Source organism: Synechococcus sp. BO 8801 (assembly GCF_002252675.1).
Taxonomy (GTDB): Bacteria; Cyanobacteriota; Cyanobacteriia; order PCC-6307; family Cyanobiaceae; genus Cyanobium.
In genome coordinates this window covers 119,342-135,012 of record NZ_NQKY01000004.1, presented here as the reverse complement: position 1 = coordinate 135,012, position 15,671 = coordinate 119,342, and the positions used below count along the sequence as shown (strand labels likewise).

The following is a 15,671-nucleotide window of genomic DNA, read 5'->3' as shown; positions in this document are numbered from 1 at the left end:
GACGCCCCGTGGCCACACCCGTCGGTTTCATCGGTCTCGGGGCCCTGGGCGCGCCGATGGCCGCCAACCTGCTGGCCCAGGGCTTTGCGCTCACGGTCCACAACCGCCACCGTGACCGCGAGCTGCCCCTGGCCGTCGCCGGGGCCACACGGGCGGCCACGCCGGCGGCGGCGGCCCGGGGCGCCGCGGTGCTCGCCCTCTGCCTGAGCGACGACGCGGCGGTGGCGGCGGTGCTGCTGGGTGAGGGGGGCGACGGTGACGGCGCTGCCGTGGCCGGTCTGGCGCCCGGGGCCCTGGTGGTCGATTTCTCCACCATCGCGCCGCAGACCTCCCGGGCCATGGCCGCCGCCCTGGCCGAGCGCGGTGTGGCCTATCTGGATGAGCCGGTGACCGGCGGCACCGAGGGGGCCAGAGCCGGCACCCTCTCGGTGCTGGTGGGGGGAGCGGCCGCCGACCTGGAGCGGGCCCGGCCGCTGCTGGAGGCCGTTGGCCGCACGATCACGGCGATCGGTCCGGTGGGGGCGGGCCAGGCGGCGAAGGCCGTCAACCAGGTGCTGGTCGCAGGCAGCTACGCGGCGGTGGCCGAAGCCCTGGCCCTGGGGCAGCGGCTTGGCCTGCCGATGGAGGAGGTGCGGCAGGCGCTGCTCGGTGGGGCCGCCGGCTCCTGGGCCCTGGAGCACCGCGGCGGCGCCATGCTGCGGGGCGAGTTCCCGCTCGGGTTCCGCCTGCGGCTGCATCGCAAGGATCTGGCGATCGCCCTGGAGGCCGCCGCCGCCGGGGGCCTGGGGCTGCCGGTGGCCGAGCTGGTGGCGGCGATGGAGGACGACCTGATCGCGGCGGGCCATGGTGACGAGGACGTGTCGGCCCTGGCCCGCTGGTTCAACGCCGGCTCCCGGTGAGCAGCCCTGGCTCCCTACCTTGGTGCCGCTCCTGTGGTTGTGGCCGACAGGCCGTTGGCTGAATGCTTGAAGCGCCCCCCGCTGAGCCCTCCGCTGCGCCCCCGGCCTCCGCGATCGAACTGCGGGGGCTCAGCAAGCGATTCCAGGAGGGGGAGAGCGAGCGGACGGTGCTGCAGGCCGTCGACCTGACCATCGCCCCCGGCCAGTTCGTGGTCCTCCTCGGTCAGAGCGGCAGCGGCAAGAGCACCCTGCTGCACCTGATCGGCGGCATCGACACCCCCTCCTCCGGCAGTGTGGCCATCGGCGGGGTGGACCTCACGGCCCTCGACGAGCGCAACCGCACCCTGTTCCGCCGCGACCACATCGGCTTCATCTTCCAGTTCTTCAATCTCATCCCCACCCTGTCGGTGCTGGAGAACGTCACCCTGCCGGGTGAGCTGGCGGGCAGGCCCCGGCCGGCCCTGGAGACCGCCGCCCGCGACCTGCTCGGCCGGGTGGGGCTGGCCGACCGCGCCTCCACCAGGCCCGACAAGCTCTCCGGCGGCCAGCAGCAGCGTGTGGCCATCGCCCGCGCCCTGCTGCACCAGCCCCTGCTGATCCTGGCCGACGAGCCCACCGGCAACCTCGACGAACACACCGGTGAGCAGGTGCTGCAGCTGCTGATCGATCTCACGCGCCAGCAGGGCCGCACCCTGATCATGGCCACCCACAACGGGGCCATCGCCGATCGGGCCGACCGGGTGCTGCGGGTGCAGGAGGGTCATCTGCTTGAGTCGTCCGCCCCTGCGGCTGCGGTGCCGGCATGAGCCAGGGGGATGCACTGCCCGTGGTCCGCAACGGGCCTCTGTGGCGCCTCGCGGCCAGGCGCTGGCGTCGCCGCCCGCTCCAGTACCTGCTCTGCATCCTGGGCATCGCCCTGGGGGTGGCGATGCTGGTGTCGATCGATCTGGCCAGCGGCTCGGCCCAGCGGGCCTTCTCCCTCTCCACCGACGCCATCACGGGCCGCACCAGCCATCGCCTGGTGGCGATCGGGCCCGGTGGCGTCCCCGATGCCACCTTCGTGGAGCTGCGCCGCCGCTTTCCGGAGATCCCCGCCGCGCCGGTGATCGAGGCCTACGGCCGGGCCGAGGAGCTGGACGGGGAACTGCTGCGGCTGGTGGGGGTCGATCTGTTCAGCGAAGGTCCGTTCCGCGGCCTGCTGGGCGGCGACGGCGATGGCCAAGGGGGCCGCGGGAAATCCGGTGGCAGGGGCTTCGTTCCCTTCCTCACCGAGCCCGGCACGGCGGTGATCGCCGCCGACACCGCTGCGCGCTACGGCCTCCACCCCGGCGCCGCTGACGCCTCCGGAACCCTGCATCTCGATCTGGCCGGGCGGACGACGGCCCTGCGGCTGGTGGGCAGCGTCAGCAGTGATTCGGCCCTGGAGCGCCGCGGGCTGGAGACCCTGCTGCTGGTCGACATCGCCACCGCCCAGGACCTGCTCGCCCCCGCCGGCGCCGCTGCGGCCCCGGCGCTGGGCCACATCGATCTGATCCTGGAGGGCCCCGCCCAGGAGCAGGCCATCCGCACCTGGTTGCCCGCCGGGCTGAAGCTGGAGACGGCGGCGGCGCGCGGCAATGCCGTGCAGCAGATGACGGCCGCCTTCGAACTCAACCTCACCGCCATGAGCCTGCTGGCCATGGTGGTGGGCATCTTTCTCATCTACAACACGGTCACCTTCAGCGTGGTGCAGCGCCGCAGCCTCTTCGGGGTGCTGCGCTGCCTGGGGGTGACCCGGGGCCAGCTGTTCACCCTGATCCTGGGGGAGGCGGCCCTGTTCAGCCTGGTGGGCTCCCTGCTGGGTCTGGTGCTGGGGGTGGTGCTGGGGCGCACCGTCGTCGGCCTGATCACCCAGACGATCAACGACTTCTACTTCGTGGTCTCGGTGCGGCAGATCAGCCTCTCGGGATTCACCCTGGCCAAGGGCATGCTCGTGGGGGTGGCTTCGGCCCTGGTGGCCTCGGCCCTGCCCGCCTGGGAGGCGATGGCCACCCCGCCCCAGATGACCCTGCAGCGCTCCAGCCTCGAGGCCGGCTGGCAGCGACTGCTGCCCTGGTTCCTGCCCGCGGCCGCCCTCACCGGCGGCCTGGGGGTGCTTCTGCTCCGCTGGGACAGCCGGGATCTGGTGCCCGCCTTCGCCGGCCTGTTCGCCCTGCTGATGGGGGCCGCCTTGCTGATGCCGCCCGTGCTGGCCGCCGTCATGGCGGCCCTGGGACGGGCCGGCGGCGGTTTCGGGGTGGTGGCCCGCCTCGCCCCCCGCGACATCCTGCGCTCCCTCAGCCGCACCGCGGTGGCCGTTGCGGCCCTGATGGTGGCGGTGTCGGTGATCGTGGGGCTCTCGATCATGATCGGCTCCTTCCGGGGCACGGTGGTCACCTGGCTCGACCAGACCCTCCAGGCCGACCTGTTCGTCTCTCCGCCCAGCACCACCGCCAACCGGGTGCTGGGCAAGGTGGATCCCGCCATCGTCCGGGCCGTCGCCGCGCGCCCTGACCTGCGGGCCCTGGTCACCTTCAACAGCTTCGACGTGCACCTGGTCGACCAGGACCGGGACATCACCCTGATCGCCGCCGGTGGCGACGTTTCCGCCGGCCGGCGCCCCTACGCCTGGGTCCGCCCGGGCGTTGACGATCCCTTCGCCGCCCTGGCAGCCCGCGAGGGGGTGATCCTCTCCGAGGCCGTCTATCTGCGCGACGGCCAGGGCGCCATCCCGGAGCAGGTCAGGCTCGAAACCCCTGACGGCGAAAGGAGCTTCCCGGTGGTCGCCGTCTTCTACGACTATTCCTCCGACCGCGGCAGCGTGCTGATGGACCGCTCCCAGGTGGCGGAGCTCTGGCACGACGACAACATCGCCTCCCTGGGGCTGTTCCTGGCCCCGGGCGTGGAGCCCGAGGCGGTGGCCGCCGAGCTGCGGGAGGGCTTCCGCAGCCGCCAGAGCCTGCTGGTGCAGACCAACGGCGCCCTGCGGCAGGGATCGCTGGAGATCTTCGATCGCACCTTCGCCATCACCGGCGCCCTGCAGCTGCTCACGGTGCTGGTGGCCTTCATCGGCATCTTCAGCACCCTGATGAGCCTGCAGCTGGAGCGGGGCCGGGAGTTCGCCGTGCTGCGGGCCGGCGGCATGACGCCCCTCCAGCTGGGGCGCCTCACCCTGCTGGAGACCGGCCTGATGGGTCTGCTGGCCGGCACCTGCTCGATGCCCCTGGGCTACGGGCTGGCCTGGGTCCTGGTGCATGTGATCAACGTGCGCTCCTTCGGCTGGACCCTGCAGATCGCCCTGGAGCCCCGCTTCTTCGTCCAGTCCCTGCTGGTCGCGGTGGGGGCGGCGGTGCTGGCGGGCCTCTACCCGGCCCTCCGCCTTGGCCGCATGAACATCAGCGAGGCGCTGCGGCAGGAATGAACCACCCCCATCCCCTGCGCGCCCTGCTGGCCCTGGTGGCCGTGCTGCTGCTGAACCTGGCCGGTGCGGCCCCGGCCGGGGCCAGCAGCGGCATCCGCTGGGGGGAGGCGCCGGAGCCCGAGGGATTCGTGCGGGCCTTCAGCCCGCGTCAATGGCAGTTCCCCGCTGACTTCGGCCCCCATCCCGAGTACCGGACCGAGTGGTGGTACTACACGGGCAACCTGGAGGGCGACGACGGACGTCCCTTCGGCTATCAGCTGACGATCTTCCGCCAGGCCCTGGCCCCAGCCGCTCCCTCCGCCGCTGAATCGGCTGGGGCGATCGCCGGCTCCCCCTGGCGCACCCCGCAGGTCTTCTCCGCCCACTTCACCGTCAGCGACATCGCCGCCGGTTCCTTCCTCGAGGAGGAACGCTTCGCCCGCGGCGCCCTCGGGCTGGCCGGGGCCGAGGCCGATCCCTATGCGGTCTGGCTCAACGACTGGCGCATCAGCGCCGAAGGGCCCGACCGGGTGCGGCTGCAGGCCGCCACCGACGCCATGGCCATCGACCTGAGCCTCACCCAGAGCCGGCCCCCGGTGCTCCAGGGCCAGGACGGCCTCAGCCGCAAGGGGCCCGAAGCGGGCAACGCCTCGCACTACTACTCCCAGGTGCAGCAGCCCACCGAGGGCACGGTCACGGTGGCGGGCCACACCTACGCCGTCCGCGGGGTCAGCTGGAAGGACCATGAGTTCTCCACCAGCGTCCTCAGCCCGGGCACCGTCGGCTGGGACTGGTTCTCCGCACAGTTCGAGGACGGCTCCGCCCTGATGCTCTATGGCCTGCGCCGGGAGGACGGTGGCAAGGAGCCCTTCAGCGGCGGCCGCTGGATCGCCGGCGACGAGACGGTGGAGCTCGGCGCCGACGACTACACCCTCACGGTGAAGCGCACCTGGCGCAGCCCCCACAGCGGTGCCACCTACCCCGCCGCCTGGACGCTCACGATTCCGCGGCTGGACCTGGAGCTGGCGATCACCCCGCAGATGGCCGATCAGGAGCTGACCACGGCCTCGGCCACCTACTGGGAGGGGGCGCTGCGCTACGAGGGCCACCGGGGCGAGCGGCCGCTGCGGGGCCGCGGCTACGGCGAGCTCACCGGTTACGTCGACCGCCTCGATGGCCTGCGGGGTGGGTGATCGGCGAGGATGGCCCCAGCAGGAGCGAAGGGCCATGGCAGCAGCGGACCATCCCGGGATCCCGTCCCCCCCTTCGGAGGAGGCCGGCGACGCCGCCGCGGCTGCCGCCGAGCATCCCCACAATTTCGACGTCCAGAAGGAGATCCACCGCCGCATCCGCAACGACCCGGATTACGACGACTGGGAGTACGGCACCGAGCCCCTGCCCCACGAGGCCTGGGTGGAGCGGCAGTCCGCCGCCTCAGGGGAGCGCCCGGCGGGGGCCTAGGCCACGCACCAGCGGCAGTCCCCCCAGGCAGGCCAGGGCCATCAGCAGCCAGAGTCCGGCCCCATGCCCTTGGCCGTCCAGCAGTCGGCCGGCCAGCAGAGGCGCGGCGAAGCCGCTGATGGCGAAGCACTGGGACAGCAGCGCCAGGGCCAGGCCCTGGTGCTCGATCGGGCTGCGTTCCACCACCGCCTCGGTGGCGGTGGGCAGGAAGCAGGCGATCCCGAGGGCCAGGGGCAGCTGGGCGAGCAGCAGCAGGGCCAGACCCCGTTCGCTGTAGGCGGAGGCCGCCAGCAGCAGGTTGCCGGCCGCGAAGCTGACCAGGCTCAGGGTCAGGCCCGTCCTCACGGGCCGGCGGGCGAGGGCCTGACCCACGGGCCACTGGAGCAGCAGCAGCAGAGCCAGCTGCAGGCCGATGGTGAGGGCACCCAGGCTCACCGGCAGGGCCCGGCGCAGCAGGCTGCCCCGCACCAGCTCCAGGGGCAGGGCGCTCTGCATCAGGGCCGGCATCGCCGTGGCCAGCACGGCGACGGCCAGCAGCGGCGCCAGGCCGGGCAGCCAGGGGCCCCAGGGGCTGGGGTGGGCCAGCCGCTCCCTGGGCCTGGGATCCGGCAGCCCCTGGCGCGACAGCACCAGCAAAACCGCCAGCATGCAGCCGATGTCCACGGCGTAGATGCCGCGCAGCCATCCCCGCCAGGCGAGCACCGCCCCCACCAGGGCGCCGACGGCGATGCCCAGGGCATCGGCGCTGCGCATCAGGGCGAAGGCCCGGCCCGAACCCACCGGGGCGCCCGAACCCACCGGCGCGCAGCTGAGCGGCACCGCCAGCTCGATCGCGGGCCAGTAGAAGCCCACGGCCATGCCGAGCAGCACCTGCCCCTGCAGGTAGCCGCCGAAGGAGCCGGCCGCCATCAGCCGGGCGTCGCCGGCGATGGCCAACAGGGCCGTCAGCAGCACCGGAACCGCGCAGTTCAGGCCCCGATCCAGCAGGACACCACTGAGGATCCGGCCGAAGGTCCCCGCCACCGCGGCCAGGGCCAGCCCTTCGGTGACTCGGGCCGCACTGAATTGCGCCTGGTGGAACACCATGGGCGTCAGATAGAGAACGCCGCCCGCCCCGAGCATGGCGATCACGCGGATCAGGGCGAGATGGCGCAGGGCTGCTGGAAACTGGGTGAACCAGGACCGCGCCCTGGCCCTCCCCTGTGCCTGTTCCACTCCGCTTTCGCCAGTTCAAGGGTCTGCTGGCCAGTCTGCTGATCGCCGGGACGCCCCTTGTGCCGCCGGTGGCTGCGGCGGAGGTGCTGGAGCTCCGCTTTGACGGGCTGGAGCTGCCCGTGAACCTCGAGCAGCTCGACGGCTGGACCCGCAGCCCGGCCGGCCGGAGCAGTGGCGGCGGCGATCTGGCGGTCTGGCTGGATCTTCTCGACCCCCGCAGCCGCCAGGACCTCAGGATCCTGCTGCGCGCCCCCCTGCTGCGGGACACCAGCTTCGGCCAGCAGCTGCTCGACAGCTGGGCCGGCAGCCAGATGCTGGCCCGCCTGGGGGACCTGCTGACCACGGCCGACGGCCGAAGCACCACGGCGGTGCTGCAGACGACCCTGCGCCGACTGCTGGAGTCCCGTCAGGACGTCTCCACCATCGGCCTGCTGCGGGCCCTGCCGGTGCAGCGGCTGAGCCTCCAGCTCGACGGGCTCTACGAGCTGGCCGTTCAGTGGCGCCAGCAGATCGACCTGCAGCGCCAGGCCCTGCGGCGCCTCCAGGCCCTGGCCCTGCCGGAACGCCGCACCGTTCCCCTGGCCTTCGCCGATCGCACCCCCCTGAGCCCCCGGCGGCTGGGGCTGGCCGTGGACCACCGCCAGCAGCCCCTGCCCCTGGAGATCTGGCCGGCGGTGGCGCCTGCCCCTGGCCGGGGGAACGGGGCCCCGCAGCGGCCGTGGCTGCTGCTGATGCCCGGCCTGGGGGGGAATGCCGACCAGTTCGGCTGGCTGGCCAGCGAGCTGGCCGAGCGGGGCTGGCCGGTGGTGGTGGTGCAGCACCCCGGCAGTGACGGCCCTGCCCTCAAGGCCGCCCTCGACGGCCAGCGGCCCCCACCGGGTGCCGAGACCCTGGCCATCCGGCTGGCCGACATCGAGGCGGTGCTGGCGGCCCAGCGCCGGGGCGAGCTGCCGGTGCGGGGCCGGGGGGTGGTGCTCCTCGGCCACTCGATGGGGGCCCTCTCCGCCCTGCTGGCGGCGGGGGTGATGCCGGAAGCAGGGCTGGCCGGGCGCTGCCGCAAGGCCCTCGACCGCCTGCCGATCGCCAACCCCTCCCGGCTGCTGCAGTGCCAGCTGCCCAGCACCGACCTGCCGGAGCGCTCCTCCCCCCCCGCCGACCTGCGGGGCCTGGTGCTGCTCAACAGCTTCGGCAGCCTGCTCTGGCCGCGGCGGGGGCTGGCGTCCCTGGGGGTGCCGGTGCTGATGGTCGGCGGCAGCCTCGACCTGGTGACGCCGCCGCTGGAGGAGCAGCTGCGCCTGTTTCTGCAGGGGCGGGATCCCCGCAGCCGGCTGGTGATGGTGGAGGGGGGCAGCCATTTCTCCCCCGTGCGGCTGATGCCCACCGATGAGGTGCTCTTCCGCCTGGACGAGGAGCTGGTGGGGGTGGACCCGGCCCGGGTGCAGTCGGCGCTGCTGCGCCTCACCACCGAATACCTCGAGACCCTGGAGCAGCCCCTGCTGCTGCCGGCCCAGCGGCGGGTGCAGCAGGGCGTGACCCTCGACGTGCTCGACGCCGCCGCCGCCCGGCGCTGGAAGGCCGGTCTGAAGCCCTGACTCAGAAGCGGATGCGCGGATCGAGCAGGGCCACCAGCAGGTCCACCAGAACGGTCACCAGCACCACCAGGGCCGCCACCACCACCACGATCCCCTGCACCACGGGATAGTCGCGCTGGGCGATCGCCTCCTGCAGCCGGAAGGCGATGCCCGGCCAGGAGAAGGTGACCTCGATCAGCAGGGCGCCGCCGATCAGGGAGGCCACCGTGATGCCGGTGATCGTCAGCACGGGCAGCAGGGCGTTGGGCAGGGCGTGGTGCAGCACCACCCGCCGTTCGCTCAGGCCCCGGCTGCGGGCCGCCTCCACATAGTCGGAGCCGAGGGCACGGCGCAGGTTGAGCCGCAGGGCATTGGTGAAGATGCCGCTGAGCAGCAGGCCCAGGGTGGCCGCCGGCAGCACCAGGTGGCGCAGGCTGCCGGCCAGCTGGCCCCAGTCGCCGGCGAGGAGGCTGTCGAGCAGGTAGAAGCCCGTGCCTTCCGGGGGCATCAGGGTGGCGGGGAAGCGCCCCCCCACCGGCAGCCAGCCCAGCCAGACGGAGAACACCAGCTGGACCACCATGGCGGCCCAGAAGGGGGGCAGGGCGTAGGTGCTGATGCCGTAGAGCCGGCCGGCCAGATCGATGCGTCCCTCCGGGCGGGCGATGCCGCTGAACCCCACCGCCAGCCCCACCACGGCCGCCAGCAGCAGGGCCACCACGCCGAGTTCCAGGCTGGCGGGCAGGCTGGCCTGGATGATGCCGGTCACCGGTTCGCCGTTGGTGAGCGAGGTGCCCAGGTCGCCCCGCAGCAGATGGCCGAGGAACCGGCCGTACTGCTCGGCCAGGGGCAGATCCAGACCCAGCTGGGCCCGCAGGGCGGCGCGGGCCGCCTCCGGGGCGCGGGTGCCCAGCAGGGCGTCGATCGGATCCCCGGGGGCCACCCGCAGCAGCAGGAACACCAGCGAGGCGATCAGCCAGAGCATCACCGGAGCCAGGGCCAGACGGGAGGCCAGGTAACGCGCCAGGTCGGAACGGCGGCTCATGGCACCCTCGCCGCGGCGGCGGCGGGGAGACGGTGCAGCTCGCCCAGCATCACCCGGCCCGATCCGTCGAACCGGGGCTGGCTGACACTCCGCTGGCCCCAGGCCACCGGGGCGCTCAGCCACACCGGCACATAGGGACTGGCGGCGGCGACCCGGCGCTGGATGGCCACCAGCAGGGCGATCCGCTCGGGGCCGTCCAGCTGGCTGCTGCGCTGCAGCTCCTCCTCCAGCCCCGGGGCGGTCCAGAAGGTGCCTCCCAGCACGCTGTTGCCCTTCAGGCAGCGCTCCCCCTCGGCCTTGCTGCAGGAGAGCAGCGGCATCAGGAAGTTCTCCGCATCGGGGTAATCGCCGATCCAGTCGTAGAAGAGCATCGTCAGGGCGCCTTTGTCGAGCTGGGAGTAGGCGGTGGTCGACTCCATGCCGCTCACCTCCAGCTTCACGCAGTCGCCCAGGTCCCTTCGCAGCTGGGCCTGCCAGGTGAGCGCGAACAGCCGGTCGGTGGGGATGTCGGACCGGTAGGTGAAGGGCAGGGTCAGCACCTTGCCGCCGCAGTACCCGGCCTGGCGGTAGAGGGCGCGGGCCCCGGCGGGGTCGTAGGCCGGCCAGGCGGTGGGATCGGAGCCCGGCAGGCCGGGGGGGACCAGCTGCCGCTGGGGGGAGCGCAGGCCCAGGGTCACCCGCCGCACGATGGTGGCCCGATCGAGGCTGCGGGCCACGGCCTGGCGCAGGACGGTCCGGTTGAGCGGCGGCTGGTCGGTCAGCAGGGACACCAGGCTGATCTCCTGGGAGGGGCCGACGGCCTGCCGCAGGCGGCCGGCCGCCGCGTCCCGCTTCAGGGCCTGCTGGTGGTCGATCTCGAGGCCGGTGCTGAGCAGCAGGTCCACCTCGCCGCTGCGCATGGCTCCGAACAGGGCGGTGAAGTTGCTCAGGGTGACCAGGTCGATGCCCCCGTTGGCCGGCCGCCGGCCCCAGTAGCGGGACCAGGGCACCAGTCGCTGCTGCTGGCCGCCGAAGAAGGCCAGGGCGTAGGGGCCCGTGCCCACGAAGCGGTCGTTCAGGGGCTTGTCCCGGTGCTGCCGGTAGGCGGTGGGGGAGACCGGGGTCAGGAAGATGGCGCTGAGCAGCCGCGGCAGGGGACTGAAGGGGCGCTTCAGCACCAGCTCGATCTCGTGGGGAGCGGTGACCCGCACGCTCTCGACCCGCTCGCTCAGCTGGTAGCCGAGGGTGCCGATCGCCATGAAGCGCCGCAGGGAGAAGGCCATGGCGGCGGCATCGAAGCGGGTGCCGTCGTGGAACAGCACCCCCCGGCGCAGGGGGATGCGGGCCCGCAGCCCGTCGGGGCTCAGCACCGGCAGGGCCGTGGCCAGCCGCGGCTCGATGCGGCCGCTGGCGTCGATGGCATAGAGGGGGTCCCCCAGGCCGCTGAGCACCTGCATCACCCCGATCCTGGAGGCCTGGACCGGATCGAGAGAATCGATGCGGCTCTTGGTCGCCACCACCAGGGACCGGCGCGATCCCGATGGCTGGCAGCCCGCCAGCAGCGGCAGGGCCAGCAGCAGGGTGGCGAGGGCGGTGGCCGTCGCGGCCGGCCCGCGTCCTGTTCTCCCCCTGGTCGTCGGCAAGACCTTGCGATCCGGTGGGGCCCATTCAAGCGGCCTGTCCAGCGCGTCCCCGACGGCGGAGCTCAGGGGGTCCGTCGCTTGCTCCTGGGGCGCCGCCCGCGCAGGATCTCCAGCTGTCGGATCAGCTGCTGGAGCAGGGTGAGGGAGGCGCGAGGGCGCTGGGCGCCGGCGGCGAAGGCCGCGGCGAAGCCCACCGAGGCGATGGTCACCCTCGCCACCCCCTGGCCGAGGGCCCAGACGTCGGTGGGGGCGGGCCCGCTGATCCGGCCGGAGGCGCGGGTCTCCGTCTTCTGGAGCTCCTCAAGCAGGCTGAGCTTCAGCTCGTTGAGGGGCAGGCTGAGGGCCGCCGGGGGGAGCTGGGGCCGGGGGGCCTGGAGTCGGGAGAAGCGGGCCTGCAGGTCCTCCGGGCTGGTGGCGGCCTCGATCGCCTGCCGTATCCGGGTCACCCGTTCGTCGAGGACCGTGCGCTGCATCGCCTGGGCGCCCTTCGCCTGGGAGAGGACGCGCCAGGTGGCGAAGCCCTGCAGGGGCACCAGCAGCAGGAAGGCGAACACCACGACGATGGCCCACTGGCGGGCGATGGCCAGCTTCGCCCGCAGGAAGCCATTGCTGGGCTCGATGAACAGCCCCAGGTGGAGCAGCAGGAACCCCAGCAGGGCCAGCAGCGCGGTGTTGACCATGCGGTTGGTGAACCGCAGCTGCCAGGAGGGACTGAGGAGCTGGAGGGGCAGGGAGTCGACCAGGACGAAGGCCAGGAACACCAGCAGCAGGCCGCCACCGCTCCAGGCGAACAGGCGGCTGAAGCCGGCGAGCGTCTCCTCGCGGCTGGGGGCGTGGTCAGGCATCCGTGGTCCGGGCTGGACAGGGTGGTGAGAACTGGCCAGCGGCCCAGACCTTAGGGGGCCCCACCGGCGCCGTCAGGGGCCCGGAGGCCGCCGATGGGGACCCCCACCCGGCCGACTTAAGCGGATGCCAGGCAAGCCTGAAGATTGGCTGATAAGCTGGTGAAACATTCCTGGCTGTTCATGGTGCGCTTCCTTGGGTTCGGTGCCCTCGGACTGCGGCGTTTCCGCCCTTCCGTCCACCTCTACCCTCCCCTCGTTCTGCTGAGCTGTCTGATCGCCAGCACCGCGGCCCCGGCGGGGGGCATCCATGGGCACGACGGGCTGACCGAGCTGCAGGAGCTGCGCGAGCTTCTGGTTCCAGGCTTCGGGCGGGACCCCGAGATCCTCATCGGCGTCGGTGGCATCACCCTGGGCAACCCCGTGACGGGCACGGTCGTGCCGCCTTTCCAGGTCAGCGCCCTCTCCGGACCGGATTCCATCATCGACGGCTTCGTCGTGCCGTCGGGCTACTTCCTGGCCCGCTCCGGACCCGTTCCAGGCCGCAGCGGCTTCCGGCTGACCAACCCCCTCGCCTTCCGTTGGACCGGCACGGCGTCCACCCCGCCGCTGCAGCTCACCTGGCAGGCCGGCACGCTCTTCGACAACGTCTTCGACGGGGCCACCGGCGCCTTCGTTCCTTTCGGGATCGTCCCCGGCGGCTCGACGGGCGAGGCCCCCTCCACCGAGCCCAGGCTGGCCCTGGCGGCAGAGCCCGCCGAGGAGACCCCCGGCCAGGGTGAGGGGGACGACGTGTTCAAGACGGCCCTGCTTCTGCCACCGCCTGGAGCCCCCTCCGGTGAGCAGCCCGGCAACGGCCCCACCGACCAGCCCGGTGAAGGCGGCGACGGTCCCGGTGACCAGGGTCCGGCGGCTGAGGGCCCTGATCCGGCCTCGGTGCCGGGTCCCCTGCCCGTGGCCGGCGTGGCCATCGCCTGGCGTTGCAGCCGTCGGCTGCGGCAGCGCCTGCGCCAGGCGCGCTGAGCTGCCGGTGCCGGCTCAGGGCCGGTTCAGAGCGTCCGCAGGCAGGCGGCCACCGCCTCGACGCCCTCCAGGGCCTCGATCGCCCCGAGGGCCTCGCGGAAGCGGTCCTCTCTCACCTCGTGGGTGATCACCACGATCTCCGCCTCCCCCTCCCTGGCGTCGAGCTGCACGATCGACTGGATCGACACCTGGGCGGCACCGAAGCAGGTGCCGATGCGTCCGATCACGCCGGCCTCGTCGCGGGTGCGCAGCCGGACGTAGTTGCGGTGGCGGGTCATGGAGCCGTCCACCAGGCTGCAGTGGCGCCAGCTGCTGGCGGCCAGCAGGGGATCGAGGCCGGCCTGGGGGCCGCCCACCTGGCGGATCCCGGCGATGTTGAGGATGTCGGCCACCACCGCCGAGGCGGTGGGCCCGGCCCCGGCGCCCGGCCCGAAGAACATCACCTGGCCCACCGGATCCCCTTCCACCAGGATCGCGTTGTTGACCCCGTGGACCCCCGCCAGGGGATGGTGCTTGGGCAGCAGGGTGGGGTGCACCCGCACGTCGAGCGCCACGCCATCGGGCGGCTCGGCGCCGTGGCCGTCGCCAGCGGCGGCGGAATCCTCCTCCACCTTTTCGGCCACCGCCAGCAGCTTCACCACGAAGCCCAGCTGGGCCGCATAGGCCACGTCGCGGGCGTCGAGCCGGTCGATGCCTTCGGTGGCGATGCCGCCGCGTTCCACCGGGCCGCCGTAGGCCAGTCCGGCCAGGATGGCGATCTTGTCGGCCGCGTCACCCCCCTCCACATCGGCGGCTGGATCCGCCTCCGCATAGCCCAGCCGCTGGGCGTCGGCCAGCACCTCGGCGTAGGCCGCCCCCTCGTCGGCCATGCGGCTGAGGATGTAGTTGGTGGTGCCGTTGATGATGCCGCTGACCCGGCGGATGCGGTTGCCGCCCAGGGACTGCTTGATCGGCTCGATGATCGGGATACCGCCGCCCACGGCGGCCTCGATCAGCACGTAGACGCCCTTTTCGGCGGCCGCGGCGGCGATCTCCTGGCCGTAGCGGGCGATCACCGCCTTGTTGGCCGTGACCACAGGCTTGCCGGCGGCGATGGCCCGCAGGATCAGGCTGCGGGCGGGCTCCAGCCCCCCCATCACCTCCACGACGATGTCCACCGCCGGATCGTCGATGACCGCCTCGGGGTCGGTGGTGAGACGCTCCGGGGGCAGGGTCAGGGGGCGGGGGCGGCTGAGGTCACGCACGGCCACCCGTTCCAGCACCAGTTCACCGACCAGGGGATGGCGCCCCTGGGGACTGGCCAGGATCGCCGCCACCCCGCTCCCCACCGTGCCCAGCCCGAGCAAGCCGATGCCGATGGCCATTGGCTGCAACCCCGCAAACCACCATCCTAGAAATCAACCGGCATCCAGCCTGCTGGCCTGGGCCTGCATGGTGCGCAGGATGTTCAGGAAACCGTTGGCCCGCGAGGGCGTCAGGCTCGCCTGCAGGCCCGTCGCGGCGATGAAGGAGGGATCGAGGGCGGTGGCCTCGGCCGGGGTCAGGCCCTCCAGCCCCTCGATCAGCAGGGCCAGCAGCCCCTTGGTGATCTGGGCATCGGAATCGCCGCGCCAGTGCAGCCGACCCTCCTGGAGGTTGCCCACCACGTAGACCTGCGACACACACCCCTTCACCTTGAAGGCGTCCTGGCGCAGCTCATCGGGAAAGGGCTCCAGCTTCTTGGCCAGCCACAGCACGTACTCGTAGCGGCGACGGGGGTCGCTGGTGCTCCCCAGCCGCTCCACGATCCGGTCGAGAGCGGGACTGCCGGTGGCCATGGACGACACGGAGGGAATCAGGACGGGCGGCGCGTCCGCAGCATCCCGGCCAGACCGGCCACGGCGAGCACGCCGAGGGGGGGCAGATAGGCCCATCCCTCCAACCGAGGGTAGGAATGGGAGCGGCTCACCCGTGCGGGGGCCGCGGAGGTGGCCTCGGGTTCCGGCAGCTCGAGGTAATCGCGATGACCCGGGCCCGCATCCACCTGCACCTCCCACTGGCGGCTGGCCTGGGGCGGCAGGGTGAAGACGATGCTGCCGTCGGCGCCGGTGCGCCCCAGCTCGATCGGGGTGCCGCCATCGGGGGGGACGATCCGGACCGCGGCATCACTGGCCGGCTGGCCGCCGGAGAACTGGCTCTCCAGGCGCAGGGTCTCGGGGCCGGGGGTCGCCGCGGAGCGGTGCAGGGACTCGTTCAGGCTGGTGAGCCGCTCCAGGCTGCTCTCGATGGCGTGGGCGCGGACCTGCGTGGGGGCGACCACCAGAGCGGCAAGGCCGACCAGCCCGGTGAACAGAAGGGGCTTCATCCGTGAATCAGGAGGCTTTCCAGCGACTATCGCTGCTTTTCCCCGCCTGCACCATCCTGGCGACCGAACTGACCATCATCGAGAGGGCGTCGCTGGAGGCGCCACGGCCCTGGATCTCGGAGGTCATCACCCGCTCGGCGGCCGTCAGGGGACGGTTCTGGAGCGACGAGGGGATCGAATCCAAGGACGGCACGGATGCACTGCCCCGATCCTGGCAAACGATCGGGACCTTGT

General features: G+C 72.7%; 15 protein-coding genes. 7 read left to right on the top strand and 8 right to left on the bottom strand.

All coding sequences use genetic code 11. The features are described from left to right. The first annotated feature begins 8 nt into the window (after nt 1-8). From CJZ86_RS04985 to CJZ86_RS04965, 5 genes are all read left to right on the top strand, one after another. Complete coding sequence (locus CJZ86_RS04985) at nt 9-899, top strand: NAD(P)-dependent oxidoreductase (RefSeq protein ID WP_094584849.1); 891 nt, start codon at nt 9-11, stop codon at nt 897-899. A gap of 62 nt (nt 900-961) precedes the next feature. Beyond that, nucleotides 962-1,705, top strand: a complete 744-nt coding sequence (locus CJZ86_RS04980) for an ABC transporter ATP-binding protein (protein ID WP_094584848.1) — start codon at nt 962-964, stop codon at nt 1,703-1,705. After that, nucleotides 1,702-4,338 (top strand): ABC transporter permease, encoded by a 2,637-nt coding sequence (locus tag CJZ86_RS04975; RefSeq protein WP_094584847.1) that lies wholly within the window; start codon nt 1,702-1,704, stop codon nt 4,336-4,338. Before CJZ86_RS04980 ends, CJZ86_RS04975 begins: the two co-directional genes overlap by 4 nt. Then, nucleotides 4,335-5,510 (top strand): lipocalin-like domain-containing protein, encoded by a 1,176-nt coding sequence (locus tag CJZ86_RS04970; RefSeq protein ID WP_094584846.1) that lies wholly within the window; start codon nt 4,335-4,337, stop codon nt 5,508-5,510. Before CJZ86_RS04975 ends, CJZ86_RS04970 begins: the two co-directional genes overlap by 4 nt. 34 nt (nt 5,511-5,544) lie before the next feature. Beyond that, a complete protein-coding gene (locus CJZ86_RS04965) occupies nt 5,545-5,778 on the top strand; it encodes a hypothetical protein (protein ID WP_094584845.1) in 234 nt (77 codons plus the stop codon). On the opposite strand, the gene CJZ86_RS04960 is transcribed toward CJZ86_RS04965, so the two are convergent. Beyond that, on the bottom strand, nt 5,752-6,900 hold the full coding sequence (locus CJZ86_RS04960) for an MFS transporter (protein WP_094584902.1): 1,149 nt from the start codon (nt 6,898-6,900) through the stop codon (nt 5,752-5,754). The two genes, CJZ86_RS04965 and CJZ86_RS04960, sit on opposite strands and share 27 nt — an antisense overlap. Before the next feature lie 80 nt (nt 6,901-6,980). Between CJZ86_RS04960 and CJZ86_RS04955 the strand changes: the two genes are divergently transcribed. Next, nucleotides 6,981-8,585, top strand: coding sequence for an alpha/beta hydrolase (locus CJZ86_RS04955; protein WP_094584844.1), 1,605 nt, complete (start codon nt 6,981-6,983; stop codon nt 8,583-8,585). Nucleotide 8,586: 1 nt separating this feature from the next. On the opposite strand, the gene CJZ86_RS04950 is transcribed toward CJZ86_RS04955, so the two are convergent. The 3 genes from CJZ86_RS04950 to CJZ86_RS04940 all read right to left on the bottom strand — a co-directional run bounded on the left by CJZ86_RS04950 (nt 8,587) and on the right by CJZ86_RS04940 (nt 12,073). Then, nucleotides 8,587-9,606 (bottom strand): ABC transporter permease, encoded by a 1,020-nt coding sequence (locus tag CJZ86_RS04950; RefSeq protein ID WP_094584843.1) that lies wholly within the window; start codon nt 9,604-9,606, stop codon nt 8,587-8,589. Next, entirely contained in the window at nt 9,603-11,228 is a 1,626-nt protein-coding gene (locus tag CJZ86_RS04945; protein WP_094584842.1) for an ABC transporter substrate-binding protein, read from the bottom strand. The genes CJZ86_RS04950 and CJZ86_RS04945 overlap by 4 nt, the downstream gene beginning before the upstream one ends. A 62-nt stretch (nt 11,229-11,290) precedes the next feature. Continuing rightward, the gene (locus CJZ86_RS04940) at nt 11,291-12,073 is read right to left on the bottom strand and encodes a hypothetical protein (RefSeq protein WP_094584841.1); all 783 of its coding nucleotides are present in this window, start codon (nt 12,071-12,073) and stop codon (nt 11,291-11,293) included. Nucleotides 12,074-12,232: 159 nt separating this feature from the next. Here CJZ86_RS04940 and CJZ86_RS04935 point away from each other — a divergent pair, with 159 nt between their 5' ends. After that, entirely contained in the window at nt 12,233-13,093 is an 861-nt protein-coding gene (locus CJZ86_RS04935) for a hypothetical protein (protein WP_233133849.1), read from the top strand. A gap of 26 nt (nt 13,094-13,119) precedes the next feature. Here the strand turns inward: CJZ86_RS04935 and CJZ86_RS04930 are convergent, their stop codons facing one another. The 4 genes from CJZ86_RS04930 to CJZ86_RS16920 are packed head-to-tail and all read right to left on the bottom strand — an operon-like array spanning nt 13,120 to nt 15,630. Next, nucleotides 13,120-14,457, bottom strand: a complete 1,338-nt coding sequence (locus tag CJZ86_RS04930; protein ID WP_094584839.1) for a homoserine dehydrogenase — start codon at nt 14,455-14,457, stop codon at nt 13,120-13,122. Between the two features lie 33 nt (nt 14,458-14,490). Next, the gene (locus CJZ86_RS04925; RefSeq protein WP_094584838.1) at nt 14,491-14,910 is read right to left on the bottom strand and encodes a SufE family protein; all 420 of its coding nucleotides are present in this window, start codon (nt 14,908-14,910) and stop codon (nt 14,491-14,493) included. Between the two features lie 17 nt (nt 14,911-14,927). After that, on the bottom strand, nt 14,928-15,437 hold the full coding sequence (locus tag CJZ86_RS04920) for a hypothetical protein (protein ID WP_094584837.1): 510 nt from the start codon (nt 15,435-15,437) through the stop codon (nt 14,928-14,930). Nucleotides 15,438-15,444: 7 nt separating this feature from the next. After that, nucleotides 15,445-15,630, bottom strand: a complete 186-nt coding sequence (locus CJZ86_RS16920; protein ID WP_233133848.1) for a hypothetical protein — start codon at nt 15,628-15,630, stop codon at nt 15,445-15,447. Between the last annotated feature and the right edge of the window lie 41 nt (nt 15,631-15,671).

What these genes read in the sequence shown, in the direction of transcription:
- CJZ86_RS04950 (WP_094584843.1), bottom strand. Translation starts at nt 9,606, where the DNA reads ATGAGCCGCCGTTCCGACCTGGCGCGTTACCTGGCCTCCCGTCTGGCC.
- CJZ86_RS04960 (WP_094584902.1), bottom strand. Translation starts at nt 6,900, where the DNA reads ATGCTCGGGGCGGGCGGCGTTCTCTATCTGACGCCCATGGTGTTCCAC.
- CJZ86_RS04930 (WP_094584839.1), bottom strand. Translation starts at nt 14,457, where the DNA reads ATGGCCATCGGCATCGGCTTGCTCGGGCTGGGCACGGTGGGGAGCGGG.
- CJZ86_RS04920 (WP_094584837.1), bottom strand. Translation starts at nt 15,437, where the DNA reads ATGAAGCCCCTTCTGTTCACCGGGCTGGTCGGCCTTGCCGCTCTGGTG.
- CJZ86_RS04970 (WP_094584846.1), top strand. Translation starts at nt 4,335, where the DNA reads ATGAACCACCCCCATCCCCTGCGCGCCCTGCTGGCCCTGGTGGCCGTG.
- CJZ86_RS04925 (WP_094584838.1), bottom strand. Translation starts at nt 14,910, where the DNA reads ATGGCCACCGGCAGTCCCGCTCTCGACCGGATCGTGGAGCGGCTGGGG.
- CJZ86_RS04975 (WP_094584847.1), top strand. Translation starts at nt 1,702, where the DNA reads ATGAGCCAGGGGGATGCACTGCCCGTGGTCCGCAACGGGCCTCTGTGG.
- CJZ86_RS04965 (WP_094584845.1), top strand. Translation starts at nt 5,545, where the DNA reads ATGGCAGCAGCGGACCATCCCGGGATCCCGTCCCCCCCTTCGGAGGAG.
- CJZ86_RS04980 (WP_094584848.1), top strand. Translation starts at nt 962, where the DNA reads ATGCTTGAAGCGCCCCCCGCTGAGCCCTCCGCTGCGCCCCCGGCCTCC.
- CJZ86_RS04940 (WP_094584841.1), bottom strand. Translation starts at nt 12,073, where the DNA reads ATGCCTGACCACGCCCCCAGCCGCGAGGAGACGCTCGCCGGCTTCAGC.